17 protein-coding genes and 2 riboswitches are annotated in these 16,152 nt (G+C 68.6%); of the genes, 12 read left to right on the forward strand and 5 right to left on the reverse strand.

Annotation, left to right across the window (positions count from 1 at the left end):
- The first annotated feature begins 3 nt into the window (after window positions 1–3).
- Both ACIQF0_RS23165 and ACIQF0_RS23170 read left to right on the forward strand, forming a co-directional pair.
- Window positions 4–513: a DM13 domain-containing protein gene (locus ACIQF0_RS23165; protein WP_401032441.1), complete on the forward strand. Its 510-nt coding sequence runs from the start codon at window positions 4–6 to the stop codon at window positions 511–513.
- Window positions 514–730: 217 nt separating this feature from the next.
- Window positions 731–1,681, forward strand: coding sequence for an AraC family transcriptional regulator (locus ACIQF0_RS23170; RefSeq protein ID WP_401032443.1), 951 nt, complete (start codon window positions 731–733; stop codon window positions 1,679–1,681).
- Between the two features lies 1 nt (window position 1,682).
- On the opposite strand, the gene ACIQF0_RS23175 is transcribed toward ACIQF0_RS23170, so the two are convergent.
- The 4 genes from ACIQF0_RS23175 to ACIQF0_RS23190 all read right to left on the reverse strand — a co-directional run bounded on the left by ACIQF0_RS23175 (window position 1,683) and on the right by ACIQF0_RS23190 (window position 5,614).
- Window positions 1,683–1,814 (reverse strand): hypothetical protein, encoded by a 132-nt coding sequence (locus ACIQF0_RS23175; RefSeq protein WP_401032445.1) that lies wholly within the window; start codon window positions 1,812–1,814, stop codon window positions 1,683–1,685.
- A gap of 60 nt (window positions 1,815–1,874) precedes the next feature.
- Window positions 1,875–3,854, reverse strand: a complete 1,980-nt coding sequence (locus ACIQF0_RS23180) for a 3-hydroxyacyl-CoA dehydrogenase NAD-binding domain-containing protein (protein ID WP_401032819.1) — start codon at window positions 3,852–3,854, stop codon at window positions 1,875–1,877.
- Between the two features lie 67 nt (window positions 3,855–3,921).
- Window positions 3,922–5,124, reverse strand: coding sequence for an acetyl-CoA C-acetyltransferase (locus tag ACIQF0_RS23185; RefSeq protein WP_319977214.1), 1,203 nt, complete (start codon window positions 5,122–5,124; stop codon window positions 3,922–3,924).
- A 55-nt stretch (window positions 5,125–5,179) separates the two neighbouring features.
- Window positions 5,180–5,614: a GNAT family N-acetyltransferase gene (locus ACIQF0_RS23190; RefSeq protein WP_401032447.1), complete on the reverse strand. Its 435-nt coding sequence runs from the start codon at window positions 5,612–5,614 to the stop codon at window positions 5,180–5,182.
- Between the two features lie 106 nt (window positions 5,615–5,720).
- Between ACIQF0_RS23190 and ACIQF0_RS23195 the strand changes: the two genes are divergently transcribed.
- From ACIQF0_RS23195 to glyA, 8 genes are all read left to right on the forward strand, one after another.
- Complete coding sequence (locus ACIQF0_RS23195) at window positions 5,721–6,857, forward strand: acyl-CoA dehydrogenase family protein (RefSeq protein ID WP_401032449.1); 1,137 nt, start codon at window positions 5,721–5,723, stop codon at window positions 6,855–6,857.
- The gene (locus ACIQF0_RS23200) at window positions 6,854–7,978 is read left to right on the forward strand and encodes a CaiB/BaiF CoA transferase family protein (RefSeq protein ID WP_401032450.1); all 1,125 of its coding nucleotides are present in this window, start codon (window positions 6,854–6,856) and stop codon (window positions 7,976–7,978) included. Before ACIQF0_RS23195 ends, ACIQF0_RS23200 begins: the two co-directional genes overlap by 4 nt.
- 336 nt (window positions 7,979–8,314) lie before the next feature.
- Window positions 8,315–8,494: a hypothetical protein gene (locus ACIQF0_RS23205; RefSeq protein WP_030476968.1), complete on the forward strand. Its 180-nt coding sequence runs from the start codon at window positions 8,315–8,317 to the stop codon at window positions 8,492–8,494.
- A gap of 164 nt (window positions 8,495–8,658) precedes the next feature.
- Complete coding sequence (locus ACIQF0_RS23210) at window positions 8,659–9,150, forward strand: transcriptional regulator (protein WP_090012227.1); 492 nt, start codon at window positions 8,659–8,661, stop codon at window positions 9,148–9,150.
- 269 nt (window positions 9,151–9,419) lie between these two features.
- The gene (locus tag ACIQF0_RS23215) at window positions 9,420–9,788 is read left to right on the forward strand and encodes a hypothetical protein (RefSeq protein ID WP_401032453.1); all 369 of its coding nucleotides are present in this window, start codon (window positions 9,420–9,422) and stop codon (window positions 9,786–9,788) included.
- A gap of 14 nt (window positions 9,789–9,802) precedes the next feature.
- A complete protein-coding gene (locus tag ACIQF0_RS23220; protein ID WP_093597120.1) occupies window positions 9,803–10,105 on the forward strand; it encodes a DUF3817 domain-containing protein in 303 nt (100 codons plus the stop codon).
- A 45-nt stretch (window positions 10,106–10,150) separates the two neighbouring features.
- Window positions 10,151–10,241: riboswitch (glycine riboswitch) on the forward strand.
- Window positions 10,242–10,333: riboswitch (glycine riboswitch) on the forward strand.
- A gap of 96 nt (window positions 10,334–10,429) precedes the next feature.
- A complete protein-coding gene (gene gcvT / locus ACIQF0_RS23225; RefSeq protein ID WP_360041399.1) occupies window positions 10,430–11,524 on the forward strand; it encodes a glycine cleavage system aminomethyltransferase GcvT in 1,095 nt (364 codons plus the stop codon).
- Window positions 11,525–11,537: 13 nt separating this feature from the next.
- Window positions 11,538–12,803 carry a serine hydroxymethyltransferase gene (gene glyA, locus ACIQF0_RS23230; protein ID WP_401032455.1) on the forward strand — a complete coding sequence of 422 codons (1,266 nt, stop codon included), beginning with the start codon at window positions 11,538–11,540 and terminating at the stop codon, window positions 12,801–12,803.
- Between the two features lie 166 nt (window positions 12,804–12,969).
- Here the strand turns inward: glyA and ACIQF0_RS23235 are convergent, their stop codons facing one another.
- The gene (locus ACIQF0_RS23235; protein ID WP_360041393.1) at window positions 12,970–13,647 is read right to left on the reverse strand and encodes a hypothetical protein; all 678 of its coding nucleotides are present in this window, start codon (window positions 13,645–13,647) and stop codon (window positions 12,970–12,972) included.
- Between the two features lie 154 nt (window positions 13,648–13,801).
- Between ACIQF0_RS23235 and ACIQF0_RS23240 the strand changes: the two genes are divergently transcribed.
- Together ACIQF0_RS23240 and ACIQF0_RS23245 are read left to right on the forward strand one after the other, a co-directional pair.
- Window positions 13,802–15,028, forward strand: coding sequence for a class I SAM-dependent methyltransferase (locus ACIQF0_RS23240; RefSeq protein WP_401032820.1), 1,227 nt, complete (start codon window positions 13,802–13,804; stop codon window positions 15,026–15,028).
- Window positions 15,025–15,795 carry a DUF1295 domain-containing protein gene (locus ACIQF0_RS23245; protein WP_401032458.1) on the forward strand — a complete coding sequence of 257 codons (771 nt, stop codon included), beginning with the start codon at window positions 15,025–15,027 and terminating at the stop codon, window positions 15,793–15,795. Before ACIQF0_RS23240 ends, ACIQF0_RS23245 begins: the two co-directional genes overlap by 4 nt.
- Window positions 15,796–16,152: the final 357 nt, after the last annotated feature.

Here is a 16,152-nt window from a genome sequence, read left to right on the forward strand (position 1 = left end):
CCCGTGTCAGTTTTGCTCGTCGTCGCGCTCGGGGTCGGGTTGTACCTGTTCCAGCCGTGGAGGCTGCTCACGGTTCGCGAAACGCACGACGCCTTGCTCGTGCCCGCCGCGCCGACTTCCACGTCCGTCTCCGCGCCTGTCTCCACGTCCGTCCCGGTGCCCGCCGAAACGGCGAAAGAGGTCGCGGCGGGAGAGTGGCGCTCTCTTGAGCACGCGACGACGGGTAAGGCGAGCCTCATCAGGCTGCCGGGTGGCGGGCATTCGGTTCAGTTCGCCTCACTGGACACGAGCGATGGCCCTGACCTGTACGTTTACCTCTCTCCGCACGCGTCGAGCTCGTCGGAGAAGACGTTCGGCCAGGGATTCACGAGCCTCGGCAAGCTGAAGGGGAATCGTGGCGACCAGGTGTACGAAATTCCTTCCGGCGTGGATGTTTCCGGCATTCGGAGTGTCGTGATCTGGTGCCAGCGGTTCAGCGCGGGCTTCGCTGTCGCACCACTGGAACAAGCCTGAAACATCGGGCTCCCGGCTGCTCTCTTCGCACTATTGACTTTCTTGGTCTAGACCACATAGCGTTAACGTCAACGGACACAACAACGTCCCTTGCCGACGGGCGTGCGGAAGCCCCGTTGGCAAGGAGCACGGCTCACTGGGTGGGCCCACTGCGGCGGTGACGCGACTCCAACTCTCCCCGGAGCCGCGTCACCGCCGGTGGCGTTTACTGTGGTTCGTGCACACCAGGACCGTGGCGATCCACTACGTGCGTGCGGCGCTCCGCGCGTGCCCGGAGCCGTCCGCCGTCCTGCACGGCGCGGGCATCCCCTCCAGCCTTCTCGCGGACGACCGTGCGCGCGTGACTCCCGCGCAGTACACGAAGTTCATCCAGACGCTCTGGGAAGTCCTCGACGACGAGTTCATGGGCTTCGGACCACGACCGTCCAAACGCGGCACGTTCGCCATGATGTGCCTGCTCGCCGTGCACTGCCCGGACCTGGAGTCGGCGCTGCGGCGCGGGCTCGCCTTCTACGCGCTCTTCGACGACCCGCTGGAGCTGTCGCTCGACGACGGCCGCTTCACGCTGCACATCCCCGGCGACCTCGACCACTTCCTGACCGAGTCGCTTCTCGTGCTGTGGCACCGCTTCTCGTCGTGGCTCATCGGCCGCCGCATTCCGTTGCAGAGCGCCGAGTTCGGTTATCCGGAACCCGCGCACGCCGCCGAGTACCACCTGATCTTCGGCTGCCCGCTGCGGTTCGACGCGCCCGCCACCACGATCGTGTTCGACCCGAAGTTCCTGCGCATGCCGGTCGTGCAGGACGAGGCGGCGCTGAAGCGGTTCCTGCGGCACTCGCCGGCGGAGTTGTTGTCGCGCCGGGACCACGGCGCCGACACGGCGGGGCACGTGCGGCGGCTGCTCGGGCGCGGTGTGACCGGGCTGGAGGCCGTGGCGGCGCAGCTCGGGGTGTCCGCGCCGACGTTGCGCAGGAGGCTGGCGGGCGAGGGGACGTCGTTCCGCGAGGTGCGCGAGCAGCTGCTGCGGGACCAGGCGGTGGCCTCGCTGGTGCGGGGCGGGGAGTCGGTGGAGGAACTGGCGCTGCGCCTCGGGTTCTCCGAGGCGAGCGCCTTCCACCGGGCCTTCAAGCGCTGGACCGGCTCGTCGCCGGGCTCCTACCGGGCCTGACTCACCAGTCCCAGGCGTCGCCGACGGCCACCGTGTCGGAGGTGGCGGGCAGCAGCGTGTCGATCGACGCGGGGCCCGCCAGCGCCAGCATCGCGGCCGCGGCGGACACCATCGCAACGAAGAATTTTCTCATGGGAAAGAGAATGCGGCCGCCACGAGGACGGCCGCAAGCACTCCAAAACGTCCCAAAAGGTCAGAACCTGTCGCGCTCCCGCAGCGAGGCCGGCGGGCGGAACCGTTCCCCGTACGTGTCGGCGAGGTAGTCCGCGCGCTCCACGAACGCCTGCACGCCGTAGGAGTTGATGAACTGCAGCGTGCCACCGCTCCACGGCGCGAAGCCGAACCCGAAGATCGAGCCGATGTTCGCGTCCGCCACGGACGTCAGCACGCCCTCGTCCAGGCACCGCACGGTTTCCAGCGACTGCACGAACAGCAGCCGGTCGCGCACGTCCTGCTCGGACACCCCGGCGTCGGCCTTCGCGTACCGGGTCGTGAGCTCGGGCCAGAGGAACTTCTTCCCGCCCTCGGGGTACTCGTAGAAGCCCGCGCCGGTCGACTTCCCGCTGCGGCCCAACGACACCAGCTCGCGGATCAGGTCGTACGCCGGGCTCTCCGACACCAGCGACGGGTCGTCGGCGAGCGTCTGGTCGTGGATCTTCAGCTGCAACGACAGCGTCACCTCGTCCGACACCGCCAGCGGGCCGACGGCCATGCCGGACTTCTTCGCCACGTTCTCGATCAACGCCGGCGCGACGCCCTCGGCCAGCATCGAGATCGCCTCGATCACGTACGTGCCGAACGTCCGCGAGGTGTAGAAGCCGCGCGAGTCGTTGACCACGATCGGCGTCTTCCCGATCTGCCGCACGTAGTCCAGTGCGCGCTGGAGCGTCTCCTCGGACGTCTTCTCGCCGCGGATGATCTCCACCAGCCGCATCTTCGGCACCGGCGAGAAGAAGTGCAGGCCGATGAACCGCTCCGGCGCCGTCACCGCCGACGCGAGGCCGGTGATCGGCAGGGTCGAGGTGTTGGACGCGATCACCGCGTCCGGCAACGCCTTCGCCTCCGCGGCGGGCAGCACCTTGTTCTTCAGCTCGCGGTTCTCGAACACGGCCTCGATGATCAGGTCGCAGCCCGCGAGGTCGTCGTCCGAGTCGGTCGGCGTGATGCCTTCCAGGCCCTGAGCGCCCTTCTGGGCGCCTTCGAGGCTGACGTCCTTCAGCACCACCTCGATACCCGCTTTCGCGGACACCTCGGCGATTCCGGCGCCCATCATGCCCGCGCCCAGCACGCCGAGCTTGGCCACGCGCTGGCCTGTGGCGGACGCGCGGCCGTTGACCTCGTTGAGGTTGAACCAGAACGCCGTGATCATGTTCTTGGAGACCTGACCGGAGGCCAGTTCCACGAAGTAGCGGCCCTCGATCTGCAACGCCGTGTCGAAGTCGACGTAGGCGCCCTCGACGGCCGTCGCCATGATCTTCTCCGGCGCCGGGTACACGCCGTGCGACTTCTTGCTCAGCACGGCGGGCGCCGCGGCCAGGAGGCCGTAGCTGTTGGGGTCGCCGAACTTCAGGTCCGGCACGCCCGCGCCCTGCACGTCCCACGGCTGCGTCGGCGCCGGGTTCGCCTTGATCCACGCGACGGCCTCGGAGATCAGCTCCTCGCGCGTCTCGACGACCTGGTGCACGATCCCGGCCTGCAGCGCGCGTTCCGGCCGCAGCTGCTTGCCCTCCATGAGCAACGGCAACGCCTTCTGCACGCCGAGCAGGCGCACCATGCGCGTGACGCCACCGCCGCCGGGCAGCAGGCCCAGCGTCGCCTCGGGGAGGCCGACGCGGATCCTGTTGTCGTTCAGCACGATCCGGCGGTGCGAGGCCAGTGCGATCTCGAAGCCGCCGCCGAGCGCGGTCCCGTTGATCGCGGCCACGACCGGCTTGCCGAGCTTCTCCAGCCGGCGCAGCTGGGACTTGAGCTCCTCGACGCCTTCCAGCGCCTGCGCGGCGTTCTCCGGCGTGATCGCGATCAGCACGTTGAGGTCGCCGCCCGCGAAGAACGTCTTCTTGGCGGACGTGATGATCACGCCGGTGATGTCGTCGCCCTCGAGCTTCGCGACCGCGTCGCCCATCAGCTCGCGGTACTCGTCGTTCATCACGTTGGCGGAGCCGGACATGTCCATCGTCAGGGTGACGATGCCGTCGGAGTCCTTGTCGTAGTGGAACGTGCCAGAAGAATTCGACACCGGCTCAGACCCTCTCGATGATCGTCGCGATACCCATGCCGCCGCCCACGCACAACGTGGCGAGGCCGCGGCGCAGGTCCCGGCGCTCCAGCTCGTCCAGCAGCGTGCCCAGGATCATGCAGCCGGTGGCGCCCAGCGGGTGGCCCAGCGCGATCGCGCCGCCGTTGACGTTGACCTTGTCCTCGGGGATGTCCATGTCCCGCAGGAACTTCAGCACGACCGACGAGAACGCCTCGTTGACCTCGAACAGGTCGATGTCCTCGACCGAGAGCCCCGCCTTGTCCAGCGCCTTGCGCGCGGACGGTGCCGGCCCGGTGAGCATGATCGTCGGCTCGGTGCCCACGACCGCGACGGAGACGATCCGGGCGCGCGGGGTCAGTCCGAGGGCCTTGCCGGTCGCCGCGGAGCCGATCAGCATCGCCGCGGCGCCGTCGACGATCTGCGACGAGTTGCCCGGCGTGTGCACGTGGCTGATGCGCTCGACGGTGGGGTAGCGGTCGATCGCGACGGTGTCGTAGCCGAGGTCGCCGTGGAACTGGAAGCTGGGCTTGAGCCGCCCGAGCGACTCCACTGTGGACTCGGGACGGATCGTCTCGTCCTCCTTGAGCACCACCGTGCCGTTCTGGTCGACGACCGGCACCACGGACCGCTCGAACCGGCCGTCCTTCTGCGCCTCGAACGCGCGGGCGTGCGACCGGGCGGCCCACGCGTCGACGTCCGTGCGGGAGAAGCCCTCCAGCGTCGCGATCAGGTCGGCCGAGACGCCCTGCGGCACGAACGACAGGTCGAAGTTCGTGGCGGGGTCGATCGCCCACGCGCCACCGTCGGAACCCATCGGCACGCGCGACATCGACTCGACGCCGCCCGCCACCACCAGGTCCTCGAACCCGGACGCGACCTTGGCCGCGGCGAGGTTCACCGACTCCAGCCCGGACGCGCAGAAGCGGTTGAGCTGCACACCGGCGGGACGCTGGTCCCACCCGGCGGCCAGCACCGCTGTGCGGGCGATGTCGCCGCCCTGCTCGCCGAGCGGAGACACCACGCCGAACACGACGTCGTCCACCGCGGAGGTGTCGAGGGAGTTGCGTTCGGACAGCGCGCGCAGCACACCGGCGGCCAGATCGACGGGCTTGACGCTGTGCAGCGACCCGCGCTTCCCCTTGCCGCGCGGCGTGCGCACCGCGTCGAAGATCAAGGCTTCGCTCATGACACCACGCTAGGCCCGCGCGTTGGAGCTGGCCATGACCGTGAAGGGTGACCGATTAGCTCACCCGGAACTCCATGTGCTCCGGTTCCTCGGTGTCGACGAAGCCCAGGCGTTCGTAGAGGCGGCGAGCAGGCAGGTTGTGGTCGTAGACCCTCAGCCGCACGATCTTCCAGCCTTCCTCTGCCGCCCACTTCTGCACCGTCCTGACCAGCGCCTCGCCCACGCCACGGCCGCGGTGGGAGTCGCGGACCCACATCGAGTAGAGGTAGAGCCCCTCCGGCTGCGCGGTGGCGGCGACCAGGGCGACGGGACGGCCGTCGAGCACGACGAGCTTCAGGCCCTCGGCCGCGCGGTCACGCCACTCGTTCTCGGTGTACGCCTGCTCGCGCGCCAGGGTGGAGCCGAACTCCTCGGGGTCGCTGGCCAGCGCGTCCAGGCGGACGTCACGCCAGAGCTCCCACTCGTCCGGCATGACCTGGTGGATCTGCATACGAGGCAGTCTGGACGACCGGGGTGGGAATTTCGCTCAGTTTTCCGAGCCCGTGCAGGCGCGGCGGTCATGGCGTGGATCACCGCCCGGTGGTTTCGTGGACCGCATGGCAGAGCGTCGATCGCGGTGGATGGACAGCGACCTGGACCAGTTGCGCCAGCTCGCCCGCACGTTCATGGAGAAGGAGGTCGCGCCGCACCAGGAACGCTTCGCCGAGCAGAAGCAGGTCGATCGCGACCTGTGGCGCAAGGCCGGTGAGCTCGGGCTGCTGTGCATCAGCATCCCCGAGGAGTACGGCGGCGGTGGCGGCACGTTCGCCCATGAGGCCGTGTTGCTGGAGGAGCAGGCACGGGCCGGCGACAGCTCGTGGGGCAACAGCGTGCACAGCGGCATCGTGGCGCACTACCTCAACTCCTACGGCTCCGAGGAGCAGAAGCAGCGCTGGCTGCCCAAGCTCGCGTCCGGTGAGTACGTCGGCGCGATCGCGATGACCGAACCCGGTGCTGGCTCCGACCTGCAGGGCATCCGGACGAAGGCCATCAGGGACGGCGACGAGTACGTCATCAACGGCTCGAAGACGTTCATCACCAACGGCGTGCACGCCGACCTGGTCATCGTCGTCGCCAAGACCGACCCGGCCCAGGGCGCGCAGGGCATCTCGCTGCTCGTCGTGGAGAACGACATCCGGCGCGGCCGCGTGCTCGACAAGGTCGGCATGAAGGGCCAGGACACCGCCGAGCTGTTCTTCGACGACGTCCGAGTGCCGGTCTCCCACCTCCTGGGCGACCAGGAGGGCCTCGGGTTCGTCCAGTTGATGCACCAGTTGCCGCAGGAACGCCTGATCATCGGCGTCTGCTGCATCGCGGGCATCGAGGCCGCCGTGGACGTCACGCTGAAGTACGTGAAGGACCGCAAGGCGTTCGGCAAGGAGCTGATCAAGTTCCAGAACACCCGGTTCAAGCTCGCCGAGTGCGCCACCGAGGCGGCCGTGACCAGGGCCTTCATCGACGAGTGCATCGAGAAGCACCTGAAGGGCGAACTGGACGTGCCGACCGCGGCGATGGCGAAGTGGTGGGCCAGCGACCGGTTGAGCAAGGTCGTCGACGAGTGCGTGCAGCTGTTCGGCGGCTACGGCTACATGAACGAGTACCCGATCGCACGGGCCTGGTCCGACGCCCGCGTGCAGCGGATCTACGGCGGGACGAACGAGATCATGAAGGAAATCATCGCGAGGTCCCTGTGAGCGGGCCTCTCGCCGGACTTCGCGTCATCGAGCTCGCCGGCCTCGCGCCCGCGCCGTTCGGTGCGATGGTGCTGGCCGACCTCGGTGCCGACGTGATCCAGGTGCACAAGCCGGGGAGCGTGCAGACGATCCCCGGCGACTTCCTCGGCCGCAACCGGCGCTCGATCGCCGTCGACACGCGCAAGCCGGAGGGTGCCGAGCTCGTTCTCGGACTGGTCGAGCGCTCGGACGTGCTGATCGAGGGCTTCCGGCCGGGCGTGACCGAACGGCTGGGCATCGGCCCCGCGCAGTGCCTGGCCCGCAACCCGCGCCTTGTATATGGACGCATGACCGGCTGGGGCCAGGACGGGCCGCTCGCCGACCGCGCCGGCCACGACATCAACTACATCGCCGTCGCGGGTGCGCTGGAGCCGCTGGGACGAGCAGGAGGGCCGCCGTCGTTCCCCATCAACCTCCTGGGCGACTTCGGCGGCGGAGGGTTGCTGCTGGCGCTGGGCGTGCTCGCCGCACTGTATGAACGGGAGCGCTCCGGACGTGGCCAGGTCGTGGACACCGCGATGGTCGACGGGGCGGCGTTGCTGACGACGTTCCTGCACGGGATGCGGTCCGCCGGCATGTGGTCGGGCGGGCGCGGCGAGAACATGCTCGACGGTGGAGTGCCGTTCTACGACGTCTACGAGGCCGCCGACGGGCGGTACGTGGCTGTGGGCGCGCTGGAGGAGAAGTTCTACGCCGACCTGGTGCGCGTGCTGGGCCTGGAGGACGCGCCCTCGCGCAACGATCCGGCGAACTGGCCTGAGCTGCGGGAGCGCATCGCGGCGGCGGTGAAGACCCGGCCGCGGGACGAGTGGGCGGACCTGGCGCGGGACACGGACGCGTGCCTGGCTCCGGTGCTGACTCCTGCCGAGGCGGCGCATCACCCGTACAACGCAGCCCGCGACACTTTCGTGGACGTGTCGGGCTCGCCGCACCCGGCCCCGGCGCCCCGGTTCGACCGCACTCCCGCGGCGGTTCCCACGGCTCCTGTTTCGCCCGGAACGAACACCGGGGAAGTGCTTGCCGACATGGGTGTGGCGGCCGACCGAATTATGGAACTGCGGCGGTCTGGAGTAATTGGATAATGGTCGGACGCGCATTAATAGCGCCACGAAGGCGTGACGGTGCGTGATGGGGTGAGTTCGGCATCCGGGTGAGCCCCGGTGCAACAGTCTCTCTTCCAAGCTGTGGGATGCGAGGGAGTCCGTGTTCACCTCGTGCCCAGGACATCGGCGCTGTTGAGGCCCCTCTTTAGCCGCCATTCGGGTGACATTGGCCGTCACGCAGGCGTGCGTCCCAGGTAGATCCTGGGACGAGTTGGGCGTGGTCGTTGTTCATCGCAAGGGTGAATGAGGGACCATGACGGGTGACACGGGCGGTCCGCCGCCTGACCGGTGAACCACACGGACGGAGAGGTACCTGTGAACCTCAAGAAGGTGCTAGTGCTGGCGGGCGTCGCGCTGGTGCTGTTCCTCCTGATCACCCAGCCCGAGCAGTCCGCCTCGGCGGTGCAGCAGGTTCTCGGCTGGCTTCGTCAGGGCGCGGAGTCGATCATCACCTTCATCAGGAGCCTCTTCGGCACGGCCACCCCGCTCAGCTAGTGACGTTGGGTGATCTTCGGCCGTCTGCGTTGAGCCGGATGGGTGGAATGAGGCCAATCACGCACTGGTAACGGGTGTTCTGGGGATTCAGGGTCTGGCGATTGTCAGACCTACCGAATACCTTCCGCTGCAATGGCCGATCCCCGACCGACGAGGAGGCACATATGGTCGAGGACTCCGGGGTCCACGAGCTGTTGCAGCAGTGGGCGGCTGAACGGTCTGATGACGCAGAGATGCAGGAGGTGAACCGGATCAAGAACGCGTGGCTCGCGGAGGCTCCCCCCTCGGCGCCAGGCATCCCCGTGCAGCGGGGAGGCAGGAGTGGGTCGCGTGGCTTGGTCAAGGTCGACTCGGCGGATCCGGCCTACGTGGCCGCGATGCGCAAGCGGGCGCCGGAGGCACCCGAGGCACTGCTCGCCGCCGCGGCGAGCTACTGGCAGCTGGTGGGCGACGTCGCCGAGGCCGAGCAGTGGTGGGACGCGGGCATCAGCCCGTTGGACCAGCGCGCGCTCGACTACCGCGCGGCCGGCCTGTCTCCTGCCGATCTCGGGAGGCGCCTGGGACCGATGACGGTTCTCCAGCACCTTCGTCGTGGCTCCGCCGCGGCCTGGTGCGTTGCTCGTCTGCAGAGGCAGCGCCGGGACGGCGTGGCGTAGGTGGACCGGGCTGTCGGAGGCGGCAGCCCTGCATCCATTCGTTGAACGGGCACGCGCGCTCGTGCGGGGCGCGCTCGCCAACGTTCGTTCGCCGTGTTTCCGCTGAGGGCCGAGGCCCTCACACCCCACGGGGCGGTCTCCTTCCGGAGACCCACCCAAGTCAGTGGCGTCGCATGCTCGCGGAGCGCGCTCGCCGGAGCTGACTCGGAGTGTTTTCGCCGGGGGCGGTCCCCGGACCCCCGGAAGGACTCCCAAGTAGTGTGGAGGTCGTGCGCGGCCTCCTTACTCCCCAACGTGTGCTGATCGCGTTCGCCTGTCTGGCGGCGCTGGTCGCCTGTTGCGGACTCGCCTGGTGGCAGTGGCAGCGCTTCGAGTCCGCCAGCGGCACGTTCCAGAACCTCGGGTACGTGCTGCAGTGGCCGCTCTTCGGCCTCTTCCCCCTGTTCATGGTGTGGCGGTTCCGTCGGCTGGCACGTCAGCGCCGTGACGAGGATCCGGTTGCGCCTGCTCCGGAGCCGATGGCTACCGTTGTCGCCGTCAAACCCGCGCCTGTCGAGCAGTTCGACGACGAAGAAGACGCGGAGCTCGCGGCCTACAACCGCATGCTCGCGAACCTCAACGCGCGGGACGGTCGTTGAGCGAAGGCGGGCAGATGAAGGGTGCGTTGACCCGGTTCAGGGTCATGGCTTACGTGGTCGGAGTCTTCCTGCTGCTCCTGGTCGTGGCCATGGTGCTCAAGTACGCCGCGGACATGGGTGGCGCGATGAAGGTCGTCGGCCCGATCCACGGCTTCCTCTACGCCATCTACCTGGTGATTTCCGTCGACCTGGCGCTGAAGCTGCGCTGGTCGATCAAGGGCACCCTGCTGGTGCTGCTCGCGGGCACGGTCCCGTTCCTGTCCTTCTGGGCGGAGCGCAAGGTGGTCGAGAAGACGGCGCAGGGCGTGCCGCTGTGACGTTTGGCCTGCTAGCGTCTGGGGCTACCAACTGAACACGGCCGTCGATGTCGCGCGGAAGAGACCCCTCCAGCAGGGGCGCCGAAGGAGCAATCCCTCCCCGGAATCTCTCAGGCACAGGTACCGCGCGACGAAGGCAACTCTGGAAAGCAGGCTGCTCGGCAGCCTCGCCCACGGTGCAAGCCACTTCGGTGGTGAAGCTCTCAGGCTCATGACAGAGGGGGAGGCTCGCTCTAGTGAGGAGTCTCCGATGGATCGTGTCATTCTTCTGATGCCTCAGCCGGCCGCGTCCGGCTCTTCGGCGCACCCTGGAGGAGCGTTCTGATGTCCCGCCTCACGCCTCTGAACGCCGAGCACGAGCAGCTCGGCGCGATGTTCACCGACTTCGCGGGCTGGCGGATGCCGCTGCGCTACTCGTCCGAACTCGCCGAGCACCACGCCGTGCGCACCACCGCGGGCCTGTTCGACCTCACGCACATGGGTGAGATCGTCCTGACCGGACCGCAGGCGGGCGAGGCCCTCGACTACGCGCTGGTCGGGCACATCTCCGCGCTGGCCGTCGGCAAGGCCCGCTACACGATGATCACCCAGGCCGACGGCGGCGTGCTCGACGACCTGATCGTGTACCGCCTGGGCGACCAGGAGTTCATGGTCGTCGCGAACGCCTCCAACGCCGCCGTCGTGGCTGAGGCACTGGTCGAGCGCGCAGCCGGGTTCGACACGGTCGTCACCGACAAGTCGACCGACTACGCGTTGATCGCGATCCAGGGCCCGAAGTCCGTCGAGATCCTGTCCGGCCTGACCGAGACGGATCTGGCGTCGGTCAAGTACTACGCCTCGTACCCTTCCACCGTGGCCGGAGTCGACGCGTTGCTCGCGCGCACGGGTTACACGGGCGAGGAGGGCTTCGAGCTCTTCGTCGCACCCGCCGACGCGCCGGCCGTCTGGGCCGCGCTGCTGTCCGCGGGCGAGGCGCACGAGCTCAAGCCGTGCGGGCTCGGCTGCCGCGACACGTTGCGCCTCGAAGCCGGAATGCCCTTGTACGGCAACGAGCTCACGACGTCGCTGACGCCGTACAACGCGAACCTGGGCCGTGTCGTGAAGCTCGACAAGCCGGGCGACTTCGTGGGCCGCGACGCGCTGGCCAAGGTCGCCGAGTCCGGGGTGGACTCGGTCCTGGTCGGACTGAAGACCCCTGAACGCCGTGCCCCCCGCCACGGTTACGCGGTGCTCAACGGCGACGAGGTCGTGGGCGAGGTGACGTCGGGCGCGCTGTCCCCGACCCTCGGCTACTCCGTCGCCATGGCCTACGTGTCGCGGGCCAGTGCCGAGCCCGGCACCCCACTGCTGGTCGACGTCCGCGGCAAGAAGCAGCCGGTCGAGGTCGTCGCACTTCCGTTCTACAAGCGCGCCAAGTAGGGAGATTCTCCAGATGTCCGACCAGTTCAACGCTTCCCTCGCGGAGTACGACCCCGAGGTCGCCGAAGCCGTTGCGGCCGAGTTGGCGCGCCAGCAGGGCACTCTCGAGATGATCGCCTCGGAGAACTTCACGCCCGTGTCGGTGTTGCAGGCCCAGGGCTCCGTCCTCACGAACAAGTACGCCGAGGGCTACCCCGGCCGTCGCTACTACGGCGGCTGCGAGCACGTGGACGTCGTCGAGCGGCTCGCCATCGAGCGCATCAAGTCGCTCTTCGGCGCGGGCTTCGCGAACGTCCAGCCGCACTCGGGCGCGCAGGCCAACGCGGCCGCGATGTTCGCGCTGCTCCAGCCCGGCGACACGATCCTGGGACTGGACCTCGCGCACGGCGGCCACCTGACGCACGGCATGCGCATCAACTTCTCCGGCAAGCTCTACAACGTCGTGCCGTACCACGTCGCGGACTCGGACGGCCGCGTCGACATGGCCGAGGTCGAGCGCCTGGCCCAGGAGCACCGCCCGAAGTTGATCGTGGCCGGCTGGTCCGCCTACCCGCGCCAGCTGGACTTCGCCGAGTTCCGCCGCATCGCGGACTCGGTCGAGGCCTACCTGATGGTCGACATGGCGCACTTCGCCGGCCTCGTCGCCGCCGACCTTCACCCGTCGCCCGTGCCGCACGCGCACGTCACGACGACCACGACCCACAAGACCCTCGGCGGTCCCCGTGGTGGCGTGATCCTGTCGAACGACGCCGACATCGCGAAGAAGATCAACTCGGCGGTGTTCCCCGGCCAGCAGGGCGGTCCGCTGGAGCACGTCATCGCGGCGAAGGCCGTGGCGTTCAAGCACGCCGCCTCGCCTGAGTTCGCCGACCGTCAGCGTCGCACGCTGGAAGGTTCGCGGATCCTGGCCGAGCGTCTGTCGCAGGCGGACGTCGCCGCCGCCGGCGTGAAGGTGCTGACCGGGGGCACCGACGTGCACCTGGTCCTCGTCGACCTGGTCAACTCCGAGCTCGACGGCAAGCAGGCCGAGGACGTGCTGCACCAGATCGGCATCACGGTCAACCGCAACGCCGTTCCGAACGACCCGCGTCCGCCGATGGTGACGTCCGGTCTGCGGATCGGTACGCCGGCGCTGGCCACCCGCGGGTTCGGCGAGGTGGACTTCACCGAGGTCGCCGACGTGATCGCGGAGGCCCTGAAGCCGGGGGCGGCGATCGACGAACTGCGTGCGCGCGTCGAGGTGCTGGCGGCGAAGCACCCGCTGTACTCCACGCTCTGAGTTGAGAAACCGAAGGGGCGCCACCGGAGATTCGGTGGCGCCCCTTCGGCTTTCGTGACCCTGGAGCGAAACGACGGGAACCCCGGCCCCTTCCCCAGGGCCGGGGTTTCACCGTGTCAGGGTGATGTGTGTCTCAGATGGACCGTCCTAACGGGATGCTGTGGGGTTACGCAGCCGGGGCCGTCACACCAGGCGGGAGGCACTCGACGTTGCGCTTGCCGTTGGGCTGGATCACGAACCACGTGCCGCCGATGCCCTGGCCGGCCCACTTGCCCGGCGCCGGGTCCTTCGAGTACGTGTAGAGACCCCAGCCGTCGATGGCGACCTGCTTCTTGCCGTCAGCGCGGGTGATCAGCGAGACCAGCTTGGAGTCGACGCCTTCCAGCTGCGGGATCGTGTCCGCGAACAGCGGCGGCCACGTCACGGCGCACTGGTCGTTGCAGTTGGACTTGCCTTCCGGCTTCGGGACGTCCTTGTCGAAGCGGTAAAGGGTGCGGCCGTCGCCGTCCTGGACGACCTGACCCATCTTGTCCACGCTCTTGCCGACCAGCCTCAACGTGCTGACGGGGGCTGCTGCGGGGGGCTGTGCAGCCGGGGGCTGCGCGGCCGGAACTTCCGGGGCCTGCTGCTGAACTGGGGCTTCGGGGGCCTGCGCGGGCTCCTGGAGTACCGGGGGCTGACCCACGTCGCCGTAGTCACCGAGGACGCCCAGATCGGTTTCGGTTTGTGCCACCGGCTTGGAGTTCGTGCCACTGCCAGTGGCGCTCCAGACACCCAGACCCAGCACAACTGCCAGTCCCGCGGCGAGCCCGATGGCAATGCGGTTACGTCGGATCACACTCATGTCCTCCTCGTCCATCCGTTCGCTCTATCGAGGCCATACGGGCGGGGTTGCGTCTCGGTTCAGAAACGAACCGAACCTCGTCCTGTCTCGAACGTCGGGGGGAGTCAGGTCATGCAGGAGGTGCAGGGTGGTCGTCGCAGGTCAGCTGGCGGGAATGGCCGAACGGGTGCTGGGTGCGCCGTTGCCAATCGGATTTCGAGCCTGGGACGGAAGTGTGGCCGGGCCGCAGGACGGCACGGTGCTCGTGATCCGGTCCCGCGACGCGTTGCGGAGGCTCGTGTGGAGTCCGAACGAGCTGGGGCTCGCGCGCGCGTACGTGAGCGGGGAGCTCGATGTGGAGGGTGATCTCGCGACCGGTCTCTCGCAGATCTGGGGACTCGTCCGGCGGGGAGTGACCCGGCGGCCGCGTCTCTCGGAGGTCGCGAAACTCGCATTGCAATTGAAAGTGCTGGGACGCAATCCAGATGCGCCGAAGGAGGAGGCACGGCTGCGGGGCGCGCTGCACACGAAGAGCCGTGACCGGGATGCCATTTCGCATCACTACGATCTGAGCAACGACTTCTACCAGCTCGTGCTCGATCCGAGCATGGCCTACTCGTGCGCGTACTTCACGTCCGAGGACGAGTCGGTCGCGCAGGCGCAGCACAACAAGCTGGACCTCGTGTGCCGCAAGCTCGACCTGCGGCCGGGCATGCGCCTGCTCGACGTCGGCTGCGGATGGGGCTCGATGATCATCCACGCCGCGAAGCACTACGGCGTGCACGCCACCGGCGTGACGATCTCCGCCCAGCAACGCGCGCACATCCTTGGTCGAATCGAGGCCGAGGGACTGACCGGTCGCGTCGAGGTGCGGTTGCAGGACTACCGCGAGGTGACCGGCGAACCGTTCGACGCGATCTCCACGATCGAGATGGGCGAGCACGTCGGCGAGAGCAACTACCCCGAGTACGCCGCGACGCTGCACCGGTTGCTCAAGCCGGAGGGACGCCTGCTGCTGCAGCAGATGTCGCGCGGCCACAACGCGCCCGGCGGCGGCGCGTTCATCGAGTCGTACGTCGCGCCGGACATGCACATGCGCCCGGTCAGCGCGACCACCGGCTTCCTCGAGGGAGCCGGCCTGGAGATCCGGGATGTGCACGCGTTGCGTGAGCACTACGTTTGGACCGTGCGGGCGTGGGCGGAGACTCTCGAAGAGCGGTGGGACGAGGTCGTCGCGCTGGTCGGCGAAGGGCAGGCGCGAGTCTGGCGGCTGTACCTCGCGGGCGGCGCGCTGACGTTCGAGGAGGGCAGGATGGGCGTGGACCAGATCCTCGCGGTGCGCAGGAGCGAGAACGGCCGCAGCGGCATGCCGCGCGTCCGTCGTGAGCTGGTGGCCCGATGAGCTTCCTGATCAGCTTCCTGGCCGTTCTGCTGCTGCTCAGCGGCCTGTTCCTGTACGCGGACTCCCGCAAGCGCTACGACCTGATCGACTCCGTGTGGGGCCCCGGCTTCGCCGTGATCGCGGTGATCACGCTCCTGTTCGCGGAGGGCGAACCGACTCGGCAGTGGGTGGTCGCCCTCCTCACCGTGGTGTGGGGCGTACGCCTGGGCGTGCACATCCACTCGCGCAACCGGGGCAAGGACGAGGACCCGCGCTACCAGGACATCTTGAGGCGTGCCAAGGGAAACCCGCGCCTGCGGATGTACCGCGTCTACCTGACCCAGGCCGTGCTGATGTGGATCGTCTCGCTGCCGATCCAGGCCGCGCAGCATCTTTCGGCCCCTTTCGGAGTGCTGGATTGGCTGGGCACTGGCGTGTGGTTGGTCGGCTTCGTCTTCGAGGCCGTGGGTGACTGGCAGCTCTCCCGGTTCCGTGCGGACCCGGCGAACAAGGGCGCCGTGATGGACCGCGGATTGTGGCGCTACACAAGGCATCCGAACTACTTCGGCGACGCTGTCGTGTGGTGGGGCCTCTACCTGTTCGCACTGCACTCGTGGCCGGCCGCGCTCACGATCATCGGCCCGGTGATCATGACGCTGCTCCTGGCCAAGGGCACCGGCAAACCGTTGCTGGAGAAGGACATCGTGTCGCGCCGTCCCGGCTACGCCGAGTACGTGCGGCGCACCAGCGGCTTCGTTCCGTTGCCTCCCAAGAGCAAGGTGAGCTAGGCGCGTTCTCGCGGGCTCCGCGGTCGCGCGCTTGCGCCTGCGGAGCCCGCGGTTCGGCGGCTCGTTCGTGCCTTGCCTCGGGTTGTGTCGCGATCCCGTGACCCGTCGGCAGGCTGGCGTCGCGTGCGCACCACCGACCTCGCACCCCGGCGCCTCCAGCCCGCATCACCCTGCCCTGCGCTGCGCTGCGCTGCCAGCCCGCCCCGTTCCCGTCTCGCGCAGCCAGCCCGGAACCGTCATCGCCGCAACACCCATTCCGCGCTGTGCGCTCGCGTCGCCCATCGCCACACCGCCGAGCCCAAGCGTCGCGTGCGCACTGCCAACCTCGTGCCACCGGCCCGCAGCGCACGCCGAGCC

This window comes from Lentzea sp. NPDC092896 (assembly GCF_044754905.1).
Lineage (GTDB): Bacteria > Actinomycetota > Actinomycetes > Mycobacteriales > Pseudonocardiaceae > Lentzea.